An 11,857-nucleotide genomic window follows, 5' to 3' on the forward strand; every position below is an offset into this window, starting at 1 on the left:
AAAATAATAGAACAATTAATAGCTGATAAATTGAATATATAATTTTTTTCTATTATCAAACAAATTGAGCCACCCGTTTTTTCTAAAAAATAGGGGGATAATTATTAGTATGAATAAAATAGATGCTAAGAATGTTGAATTTTAAGATATGAAAGAATAGTTAACACAATATTACACAATTTAAATTGTGCATAACAAGGTAGTAAAAATGCATCTAGATTTTTTATCTAGGTGCATTTTACTTTTCAAATTTACAAATTATAATTGGATACATCATTAGCTATTACATAATAGCTGTTATCATTTATGATAATTTGTTTAATTACATTAAGGTTTATTAAACTATACAACATAGCGTCTAATTTAGAAAGATTTAATTGAGTTTTAGCACAATTTAATATTCCTAAAATAGTTGTTTGAAGGTCATAACATAAAATTTTATTATCTGTATTAGTTAAAATTTGTACTACTAAATTCGTAAATTCATCTATACATATATCAGTAATTGACCTATTGCTTTCATTATTTTTAGATATTCTAAATGTGTTAGGATATTGTTTTCAATGTCAGAAAATTTCACCACCTGGATTCGTAATAGTTGTAATCTTTCCAGTGCGTTTTAGCATATTCATAGCTTTTTCTGTTATCGATTTATATGAATAATCTCTTTGATTCCAACTTAAATAGCTAAATATGCTTCGGATCATTTTGTAAATTTCTTTTTCTTTAAATGTATGACCATATTTAAACATTTCTTCAATTATGAGCAAACCTTTTGAAATGACATCTATTTGTGGTTCTATGGGAAATGTTGCCAATAATTTTTGAAACACAAAATCAAAAGAGAAATAGTTTTCGAATTTCAAATTTTCTTTGTTTTTAAAAAAGATTGTTATTGGCATATTTTTGATGTAATGTTCTCCATTGCTATTATTGAGGTTATCTAATGAATTATTATTTTTTTCTATACTATCAATTTTTTCAATTATTTTTGCAATTTCTCTTCTTTTATTTTTAAACCAATTTAATGATCATATTCTATGAATATTTCAACCTCTTTGTTCCAAAAAGGATTGTCTTATTGCGTCCCTATCACGGGCACTTTTAGACGAATGATAAGTTGCTCCATCACATTCAATGCCTAAAATATATTTTGTAGGGTCTTTTTTATCTAAAATGGCTAAGTCAATTCTAAACTTAGAACAGCCTACTTGTGTTTTTACTTGGTAACCTAATTTTGTTAACTCTTCATAAACTTGTATTTCAAATTCACTATCAAATTTTTCATCCTCATTTTCTAAAACATTGTCACTTTTTGGATCATAGCCATACTCAGCAAATTTTAAATACTTTTTAAGAAATAGTAGACCATCATGTTTTAAATCATCAACTTTTAAATCTGAATAAGAAAAAGATGAAATAACAATAGTGGCATCTTTTGCTCTAGTTATTGCAACATTTAATCTTTTTTTACCACCAGCATTATTAATTGCTCCAAAATTTCTAGAAAATCTTCCATTTTTGTCTGGTCCATTAGTGATCCCTAAAATTATTATATCTCTTTCATCGCCTTGGACACTTTCGATATTCTTGATAAAAAGTTTGTTTGCTATTTCTACATCCATATAATCAGGATTTTTATAAACAAATTGAGACCACTTATTCTCAATTTTATTAGCTTGTTTGAGATTAAATGTTACAATGCCAAAAGTTTTTGTAGTTCCGTAGTAATCTCTTAGTACTTTTATTAATTTCACAATTTCATTTGCTTCAACTTCGTTGGTTTGTTCTTCATAAATACCATTAACTTTGATAAAAGAAACCCCTTCAAAAGGAAGCATAATGCCACTATTATTTGTATTTGATTTGCGTGGCGTAGGAAATGTTATTAACTTATTGTTATAAATAAATTGATTAGATGGCAAAATTAATTCTTCAAACCTTGAACGATAATGTCATTTAAGAGTAATTTGTTTATAAATGCTTTGTACTCTTTCTAAAAGCGAATCATAATCATTTTCTTCAATATCTTCTTCATCATTAGATTGTTCATCAGCAATTGTCTTAAAAAAATTAGTTGGTGGTAATTGGTTAGTATCGCCAGCGATAATAACTTGTTTAGCTTTTATCATTGCTATAAAAGTGTTCTCTAATGTTAATTGCGAAGCCTCATCAAAAATAACTGTATCAAAGGTTATATGACTATCGCTTAAATGTTTGCTCAATGACGACGGAGACATCATAAAACATGGTTTAAGGTTTTGAATTAAATTTGGCATCCTTATAAAGATTTCTCTAATAGAGATATGATTTCTCGATTTAGAATGCTCTTTCTTTAATAAATTTAGGTCCGCATTGTTAATTATTGAGTTTAAATAAGGGATTTTTTTAGCAACATTTTCTGCAATTTTAATGTTTGCAATTTGATTTAAACGCATGCAAGATTCACTAAATAAATGGATATTATTTTTAAACTCCGTCTCATTTCAATTTGACAAGTCCCTTTTTATGTAATAATCTACTAATAATTGATAAAATCTTCGCGTGAATAAATTAGAAAAATCATTATTTTTTAAAAATTCTACGCTTTGTGATTCTAATACTTGGAGAAAATTATTGGTAAATTGATTATTTTTAACCTTTTCTCTTATTTCAATGTAACTAGTATATAAATCTGGATGTGTTTCTGTTTGAATCAACAAATTTAATTTAGAGGTTAAATCAAATATATTCTGATCAGATAATGAATAATCAACATATTTATTATTAAAAAAGTAGCAATATTTAGTACTGATTTGTTTTAAATTATTATAAGCATTTTGATAGCTTTCTTTAATTGTGTCTTGAGTTATTAAAAAAGTAAAAAATTCTTTTTTTTCTTCACTATTTAAACTAAATTTGCTTAATTCATTATTAATAATTTCATATTTTTTAAAAGTGTTATAGTATTTTTTAACAGTATCATAATCTATTTTTTTATATTCCTTTTGAAAAACGGAAGGAATTCTATCGACTATATCATCTATTTTATTATTAGCAATTGATAATTTCTTTAGTGCTTTTAAATCCTTTACAATATTTTTATAATTTAATTTTGCGCCTATTGAATGATTTTTTAATGATTTTTTTAAATTTCTATATTTTCTTGAAAATAAGCGACTTAAAAATTTTTTCTTATGTAATACAAAATCTAATTGTTGATGAATATTAGAATCAAAAACACTTTGATTATATCTTTTTATTATTCAATCAAATTCTTCGTGCGTTTCTTCCTTGGCACAAACAATTTCATTTAAATATTTAGCAAAATTATTCTCTTTATATGAAAAAATATTTAGAATTCTTTCATCTATTTTAATACCATCAACACTATTAAAAATTTGCCATAAAGAATCAAATAATGAATAATTGAAATTTTCCTTTAATAGTCTGAAATTTTGTGGAATTTTATTGTTTAAAAAAGATATTATATTTTCTAAAGCAAATTTTAACTCACTAGCCACCTTTTTAATAGACTCAATATCTTGTAATTGCACGTTTAAATGAGATAAACCATATCATAAATTATCTTTAATATTAAAATTGATAGCTTGATAATCTAAATTCAATCTACTTAAAAGATTTTGAATTTCTCATAAAGTCGTTTTATTAATGGTTTCAATATTGTTAATATCAAAAACAATATAACTGGCAATATTAGCTAATTTTTGATAATAGCCTATCAGTGAATATAATGAATCACCAAAAGGTAATCTTTTTGATAATATTTTCTCAATAAAATCCGCCATATTCTTTAACGAATAGTTATAGACTAAATTATTATTTAAAACAAAGTCTTCATCTGTTTTTTGATATTGTTGTCAGTTTTCTAATGTTGTGTATATGTTAGTAATGAATTCCTTTTTACTTGAAACATTACTATGTAAAAATAGTAAGAAATCAGCAAAACCTAGGCTTCGCATTGATTTGAAGACAACATCCAGCGCAGCTTTCTTTTCTGCCACAAATAAGACTTTTTTATTTCTGGCAATTAATTCACTTATAATGTTTGTAATTGTTTGGGATTTACCAGTACCAGGGGGCCCTTGAATAATAAAGTTACTTCCTTGAATGGCTGATTGAATAGCTGTTTCTTGTGATGAATTAGCCATTAAACAATGTAAAAAATTTTCTGGTTTAATTGTTTTATCTATTTCTTCTTCATTAAATATCCTGTCTGAATTAAAACTATTGTCGCCCACAATAGCACTCATAAGATCAGAGTTGATAATCTTGTCCTTGTTTTTTTCAAAATCTAAATATATATCCATTGAAGAAAACTTAAATAGCGACATTGAAACATCATCTAAAATTTTTCAGCCTTCTGTTTTGGATTCTTTTAACAAACCTATTTCATGATTTATATGATTAATATATTTTTTGTACAATTCATAAAGAGATAAAGAAGAATCATTATTAGGATTAAAATTATTAGATAGTTCAAGCTTTATGTTGAGATTAAAATCATCTTTTATTTTTTTAATCAGTGAGTTATTTAATAAAAACTCTTTGTTTTGAATAGTAATTTTTTTGCTTTTTTGATCTATTAAAACAGGTATAAACAAAAGCGGACTTTTAATTTGAGTCTCAGTTGCTATATCCTTCCACACTAACAAACCAAACGCTAGAAACAAAATGTTTATTCCTTGCTCCTCTAATAAAGTTTTTTGCTTAGAATACATTTTTTTGAGAATAACCGTTAATTCTTTTTTGCTAACAGAAGGTAAAAACTCATGTGCTCCAATTTCTATATTTGATACATTTTCCTCGAAAGTTGATTTTTCAAGTTCTGTATCTTCATCATCTTGATTTTGATCCATTACTTCTATAAATTTAAAATCATTAATGTCCTCAATTTTATTTAAAATAACTTCTATATCTTCATTGATAATAGTTATTGAAGAAGATTTGGTTTTTTTATAATTTAATAAAACATTTCTTAATGAAGTATCTAATAATTTATTCTTTAATGTTTCATAAATTTTTTGTTTCAATTGTTTTTTTTCAACTTCTTCATTAATTGGTAAAGTATCCATTTTTTATATACCCCTATAAATATGATAAATATTAAAAAAACCGAAAGCGGAAAAACATAAGCATTTTTTCAAAAAGATTTTGGTGCACATTTTTATATACCTAAACTTTTGCTAAAAAATTATACTGTAAATTCCGAAAGTAAAATACGCCTTCATTAAGTACATGATAAATATTGCTAAATTTATAATTTCAAATACTAAGACAAAAAAATTAGACTCGAAATTGTGAAATTTTGAGTCTAATTTTTTTGTCTTAGTTCATAATGGTGTTGATTTTGTTTCTTAACTTAAATCAAAAATAAATATTAAAATTCAATTTCTTTTACGACCACTTCAGTTGTATTAGTGAATGATAGAGCACTCTCATTAAAAGATGAACCTATATCTAAATCACTGTGTATTCAATCAATAGGTTGAGTTAGTTCATTAGAGCTAAATGAAATAGATCTAGCTAATGCTCTATTATCTGATGCAATTTCGCTTTTATATTCCATATTTTTAATCTTAGAGTAATAACTTTCAAATTCAGCACTATTAATTTGTAATAATGAATTTATTACAATAGGTTTGCTAGATTTTATAATTTGCTCTAACTCGTCGCCGGCTGCCGCAAATAAATTAGCAGATGGTAAAATTTTTTTAAAGAGTTCATAATTCATTTTTAACTCTTTATCTTCTTTAAGTAAACTTAAAAACATATTCTTTTCAGAATACTTTGAAATATCGTATTTTAAATTTAAGTTCATGCTCTTCTTTTTATTAGCCATACATATATTTTATATAGTTTAAATCGTATGATTAAAAATTTATTTAAGATATGAATTCAAAGTATGCATCCGCTCTCATAATAATTTTCTTAATGTATTTTATTTGTTAACCTATAAAACAGTAAAAAAATAAAAAACATACGCTTGTATGTTTTATAAAAAAGATTATTTATTTTTTCTAAACTGTTTAACGAATTTCTTATTAACATCATCGCTAAAATGTTCTAATTTTTTAGCCATTTCAGCAAATTCTTCTTGAGTATAGTTAGGGATTTTAACATCAAGAATTAGTAACAAGTCACCTTTAGAACCTGCTTTATTTTGAATTCCACCACCTTTAACTCTAATTTTTGTGCCTGAATTATATGTTGGTTTCATAGGCACAGCTTGAATACCATTTGGTGTTGGAACTAATACATCATTACCTTTAACAATATCTAAAAATGAAACAGGGAATTGTTTAATTAACAAGTCAAGGCCGTTACGTACATAAAATAAATGTGGTTTGACATTTACAACAACATACATATCACCTGATGGACCACCATTAATTCCTTTTTCACCATAGCCTGGTAATTTAACCTTATCACCGGTATCAAAACCTGGCGAAATTTTAATAGTAACTGGTTTTTCTTTTTTAACATATCTTGAACCATTACATGTAGGACAAGGTTTTGTAACTATTTTTCCACTACCAGCACAACCCGAACAATTCGAAACTACTTCAGCAATTCCGAATGGAGTTTGTTTTCTTATTCTTTCCTTACCAGTTGAATTACATCTAGCACAAGGTTTAACATCTTGAGCTGTTGCTCCTTCGCCTTGACACTTAGGACATATATCATACTTAACATATTTTTCTTTAAATTCTGTACCGCTAATAGCAGCATCAAATGAAATAACAACATTGGTGTAGATATCAGCACCACGTCTTTTCATAGTAGCACTAGCATTGTGCGATGCGCCGCCACCTGATGAACGTTTATATCCGCCTGAAAAACTTGAAAAAATATCACTGAAAATATCTTGGAAACTCATACCAAAGCCTCCACCAGCACCGCCAAAATCACCCATACGCATATTAAATTCGCCCGCTTGTGCTCCACCAGCTCCAAATCTATCGTATTCAGCACGTTTTTTTGGATCTGACAATACTTCATAGGCTTCGTTTAACTCTTGCATCTTTTCGTCACTTGTTCCATCTTTTAATTTATCAGGGTGATATTTCATCGCAAGCTTACGGTAAGCCATTTTTATATCTTTTTCAGTAGCATTTTTTTCAACACCTAAAACTTTATAGTAATCTTTATTCGCCATAATATTTAAATTTTAGCATAATTATGCTTAGAGTGCTAAATTATTAAATAATATTTATTAATTTTATATAATAGCACTAATATTTAATAGGCCATCATAGCTCAGTCGGTAGAGCACATCCATGGTAAGGATGGGGTCGCAGGTTCAATTCCTGTTGTTGGCACCATTTCAATTTATTATATTGTCCTTACTAAAAGCAACAACTGTTGCTTTTTTATTTTATTTTTATTCCTTTACATATAAAATTTAAATATTATGAAAAATACGAAAAAAAGCATTAATATTCTAAAAAAGGAATCACAAATTAGACAATTAATTGCGTCAATAATTACACAAGACTTAACAAATGCTAATATTTATGAACCAACCATTATTGATTGTTTACTATCATCAGATTTAAGCCACGCTAAAATATATTTGGCTTTCGCTTCAAAAGAAAAAGATGGACTTGAAGCAGTGCAAAATGCATCTGGTTTTATAAGAAAATCATTATCGAAATTGCTAAATTGAAGAAAAGTTCCTGAACTTCATTTCTTTTTGGATGAAGTTGAAAAGAAAGGGTTTGAAATAGATCAAATTCTTAACTCACTTAAAGAAGAAAACAAAGAGTAAAAACATATTAATTAGTCTCCTAAATTGCTAAAAATTTAGGGGATTTTTAAATTCAAAAATCAGAAAATAAAAAGTTTTGCTATAAAAGCAAAACCGTTTATCTTCATTGAATGGTGCCAGTTACGAGAATTGAACTCATGGCTACTAATTACGAGTTAGTTGCTTTACCACTAAGCGAAACTGGCGCAAGTAAATTTTATAACTATCTTAAAAAGTTTTAATTAAAAATACTTGCTTTTTCCCTTTTTTAAAAAATGCATATTTACCAGAAAAGTTTTTTGGCTCATATTTTGTTTCCATATCAATGTCAGCATTATCTATTTTTAGTGCTTTTGATTGAATAAGTTCTCTTGCTTCACGGTTAGATTGAATAATTCCTTGCTTAATTAAACTGTCAACTAATAAGTCATTCTTTTTAATTTTGCACATAGGTAAATATTTTTCTATTATTGACAAGTCGCTAAGTTTTAATGATTTAATGTCGAAATTTTTATCAAATAGTATTTTGGTAATATTTTGTGCTTGTTTCAGTTCATCTTCGCCAAAAATATTTTTAACAACTTCATCAGCTAACGCAATTTGAGCAATTTGACTACTTGGATTTTCGAAATGTTTTTTAACAATTTCATCTATTTTACTGATGTTTTCGAAAGAAAATCAGTATAGTAAATCAGCAATTCTACTATCTGGTTGGCTCAATAGATACTGATACATTTTATATGGCGAACACATATTTTTATTTAATCATAGTGCACCACCACCAGTTGATTTACCAATTTTTTGCCCATTTTCATCAGTTAATAAATTAGCTGTAATACCAACAGCTTGATGGTTATCACCTTCAACTTTATTTATCATATCAAGGCCGGTAGTAATGTTACCTCATTGATCACTTCCACCTAATTGCACCTTAATGCCGAGATTTTTATAAGCATGCAAAAAGTCCGCTCCTTGTAATAATTGGTATGTGAATTCTGTAAACGAAAGTCCTTTATCTATTCTTTTTTGAACAGATTCTTTGGCTGTCATATATGAAATATTTATTAATTTCCCAGTATTTCTTAGAAAGTCAAGAATATTCATATTTTTATAAAAATCGTAATTATCGATAATTTGAAAGCCAAAAGATTCTAGTTGACTTTTAATATGATTTTTATTATTTACAACCTTAGCCTGATCTAGCAATACTCTTTCAGCATCTTTAAATGATGGATCTCCAATCATTCCAGTTGCTCCACCAATTAAAGCATAGGTTTTGAACCCTGCTTTTGCAAAACGTTGTAAAACAGAAATTAAAATATAATTACCTAGATGTAGGCTTTCAGCAGTAGGGTCAAAACCAACATAAACACCAGTGGTTTTAGGATCTAATTTTAAAAATTTTTCACTGTTACTAATATTGTTTAAAATTTTTCTAGATTTTAATTCTTCAATTAAATTCATATAACCTCTTTTTATTATAATTTCAAAACTTTAAATATGTCTTTTCCTAAAAATGAATCATCGCATTTATTTAGTAATTCATTCATTAATTGTGATTGTTGCAGATCTAAATCTAAACTTTCTGTGGTACATAGCATCCCAGCACTATCAATATCTAGTATTTTTCCATTATGTATTTTAATACCTTTAGATGTTATTGAACCAGGCATACACCATACAAAATATTTATTTTCAGTTGTATATGTCGTATTTGTAATTATTTGCTTAATATTATCTTTTCCAAATAAGACTTGCAAAACATATAATTTTGCACTTTTTGGGTGCTCTTGCCTTTTTATAATTTTACCAATTAAGAAATATGGCTCGGTCTTAAATCTATATTTATTATTGAGTTTTAAAAGTTCGCTTTCAATTTGCTTGCTTTTATTAACGCTTAATACACCGAATTTTTTTTCTTTTTTTGTTGTTTTATAGGCGAAAAAATTAATTGAACTAACATTAAAATTTTTGTCTCTAAACACGGTATATAAATCATAATAATCTATATACGAATCATTAATGTCTGTATTGTAAAAAATAATTTGGGTATTTTTAAATTTATCGTTAATATTAAAAAACAAAGGCATAATGTGTAATTATATACTTAATATTTTGTATAATTATAAATTATGAAATATGCTATTGTTGTTGATTCTTCTATTGGTCTAACAAAATATGAAACAGAAAAACTCGGATGATATTTTTTGCCTTTAAATATTAATATTGATGGCACTAATTATGCTGATGGAGTTGATATTACTCCTAAGACATTATTTGAAAAATTTAATTTGAAATCCGATGTTAAAACTTCTATGTTCAACATGAAAGAAGCAATAGATTTGTTTACTAAATTATCAAATGAAGTGGATAGAATTTTCGTTTATCCTATTTCAACACACCTTTCTAATACTTGTGATACATTAACAGCAATGAGAAATGATTTTCCAAAACTTAGAGTAATAAGAAGCAAGCAAATATCAGTTCCATTATTGTTTGATGCTATTTGATTAGACTCTAAACTTAAATCTGAACCAGAAAAGGCTGATCAATTTGTAGAAACTATTGAAAAAGCAACTTGAAATAACTCAGTTACATTGATTCCTAAGCATAATAGATATTTAGTAAAAGGTGGCAGACTTCACCCTGCTGCTGCTGGTATCGCTCGCTTGCTAAAACTTGTTCCATTAATTAGATGGTTTGATGGACAATTATTAAAAGAAGGCATTGGTAGAAATTTTGAAAAATCAATTTTGAAAAATGCACAGGATAAAGTAAAAAATTTCAAATTAGAAAAAGACTTCACTATGATCCCAATAATTATTCAATCAGGCGTTGATTCACACGACTTAGAACAATATAGTAACACTATTAAAGATCTTACTAATATTTCGCCATGAGTATTCGACATCCCACCGGTAGTTGCTATGCACACTGGTCCAGAATCTTATGTGCTTGGCTTGATGAGTTTTCCGACAAATACAGTTGATTATTTAAAAAACAAAATTAAGTTATTACAATCTATTAAATAATTCAATCTTATAATTATTTTGTTATATAAAAATCCGTTATGATGTTCTTAGACATAATTTGTATCATTTTCTAAATCTTTTTAAAATATTAATTTATGAATAGAAAAGAGGTTTTATGCCTATTAAAAATAGTTCAGTTTCTCATCTATCCAGTAAAGAAATTATTGAAAATGGTAGTATATTTACGCCGCAGTTTTTAGTTTCAACTGTTTTTAACTTATTAAATAAATATATTCACAAGAATTCTATTATTGGTGATTTGGGTTCCGGTTATGGAGCATTTTTACAACAATTTTCTAATCTAGGAAAACGCTGTTTTGCAACTGAATATGACAAAACATCTTATATGATATTGAAAAATCAATATCCTTATTTAGATATTTATAATGAAAATTCATTGTTAAATATTAATAGACAGAAATATAACCTTAAATCAGAAGATGAATTAATTATAATTGGGAATCCTCCATATAACGACATTACAAGCAAATATAAAAAAGGTAATAAAGGCTCTTTAATGTGTGATGAGGACGTAATGTCAAGAGATTTTGGCATATCTTTTTTAAAAACCTACCATAAATTAAATGCAAAATATATATGTGTTCTTCATCCATTGGCATATCTAATTAAAAAAGCTAATTTTAAATCTTTGGGCTCATTCAAAGACAATTATAAACTAATAGATGGTTATATCTTTTCAAGTCATTGTTTTGATTCTATAAAAAAAACAAAAACACCATTTCCAGTTATCGCTGCTTTATATGAAAAAAACCAAATGGTATGGAATATGAATATATTGAAAATTTCAATTTTAAAATTTTGAATTCAAAATTCCTGAGTTTCCAAGTTTTAGAGAACAAAAAAGACGAATAGGCTTATAAATAAGCCCTTTTCGTCTTTTTGAGGTTAAATTTTACTATCTTAAATTAAAGCTTTTCTTTGAATGCTTTATCTATGGTTTGATATCAATTGCTTTGTTCTTTAATATTGTCGTTGGTAAGTTTTTCACTTGAAATAACTTTTCCATTAACTATTCTTTCTATATATTTAGCAGATTTAATAGCCTCAATAAACA

8 protein-coding genes and 2 tRNA genes are annotated in these 11,857 nt (G+C 26.6%); 4 read left to right on the top strand and 6 right to left on the bottom strand.

From position 1 onward, the window contains the following. Positions 1 to 251: 251 nt before the first annotated feature. From T386_RS0101810 to T386_RS0101820, 3 genes are all read right to left on the bottom strand, one after another. On the bottom strand, positions 252 to 5,075 hold the full coding sequence (locus T386_RS0101810) for a DUF4011 domain-containing protein (RefSeq protein WP_029513470.1): 4,824 nt from the start codon (positions 5,073 to 5,075) through the stop codon (positions 252 to 254). Positions 5,076 to 5,380: 305 nt separating this feature from the next. After that, positions 5,381 to 5,821 (bottom strand): hypothetical protein, encoded by a 441-nt coding sequence (locus T386_RS0101815; protein ID WP_051622767.1) that lies wholly within the window; start codon positions 5,819 to 5,821, stop codon positions 5,381 to 5,383. Positions 5,822 to 6,007: 186 nt separating this feature from the next. Then, the gene (locus T386_RS0101820) at positions 6,008 to 7,159 is read right to left on the bottom strand and encodes a DnaJ C-terminal domain-containing protein (protein WP_029513472.1); all 1,152 of its coding nucleotides are present in this window, start codon (positions 7,157 to 7,159) and stop codon (positions 6,008 to 6,010) included. Between the two features lie 90 nt (positions 7,160 to 7,249). Here T386_RS0101820 and T386_RS0101825 point away from each other — a divergent pair. Together T386_RS0101825 and rbfA are read left to right on the top strand one after the other, a co-directional pair. Further along, positions 7,250 to 7,325 (top strand) — tRNA-Thr (locus T386_RS0101825). A gap of 89 nt (positions 7,326 to 7,414) precedes the next feature. Next, on the top strand, positions 7,415 to 7,771 hold the full coding sequence (gene rbfA, locus T386_RS0101830) for a 30S ribosome-binding factor RbfA (RefSeq protein ID WP_029513473.1): 357 nt from the start codon (positions 7,415 to 7,417) through the stop codon (positions 7,769 to 7,771). Positions 7,772 to 7,882: 111 nt separating this feature from the next. On the opposite strand, the gene T386_RS0101835 is transcribed toward rbfA, so the two are convergent. The 3 genes from T386_RS0101835 to tapR form a co-directional block, all read right to left on the bottom strand. After that, positions 7,883 to 7,956: transfer RNA gene (locus T386_RS0101835), tRNA-Thr, on the bottom strand. 22 nt (positions 7,957 to 7,978) lie between these two features. Continuing rightward, positions 7,979 to 9,214 (bottom strand): tyrosine--tRNA ligase, encoded by a 1,236-nt coding sequence (gene tyrS, locus T386_RS0101840; protein ID WP_029513474.1) that lies wholly within the window; start codon positions 9,212 to 9,214, stop codon positions 7,979 to 7,981. Between the two features lie 14 nt (positions 9,215 to 9,228). Continuing rightward, on the bottom strand, positions 9,229 to 9,840 hold the full coding sequence (gene tapR / locus T386_RS0101845; RefSeq protein WP_029513475.1) for a TyrS-associated PheT N-terminal domain-related protein TapR: 612 nt from the start codon (positions 9,838 to 9,840) through the stop codon (positions 9,229 to 9,231). Positions 9,841 to 9,882: 42 nt separating this feature from the next. Between tapR and T386_RS0101850 the strand changes: the two genes are divergently transcribed. Beyond that, a complete protein-coding gene (locus tag T386_RS0101850; protein WP_029513476.1) occupies positions 9,883 to 10,782 on the top strand; it encodes a DegV family protein in 900 nt (299 codons plus the stop codon). A gap of 115 nt (positions 10,783 to 10,897) precedes the next feature. After that, positions 10,898 to 11,635: an N-6 DNA methylase family protein gene (locus T386_RS04280; protein ID WP_051622768.1), complete on the top strand. Its 738-nt coding sequence runs from the start codon at positions 10,898 to 10,900 to the stop codon at positions 11,633 to 11,635. Positions 11,636 to 11,857: the final 222 nt, after the last annotated feature.

The organism is Mycoplasmopsis primatum ATCC 25948 (assembly GCF_000702785.1).
In the GTDB taxonomy this organism is placed as follows: domain Bacteria; phylum Bacillota_I; class Bacilli_A; order Mycoplasmatales; family Metamycoplasmataceae; genus Mycoplasmopsis; species Mycoplasmopsis primatum.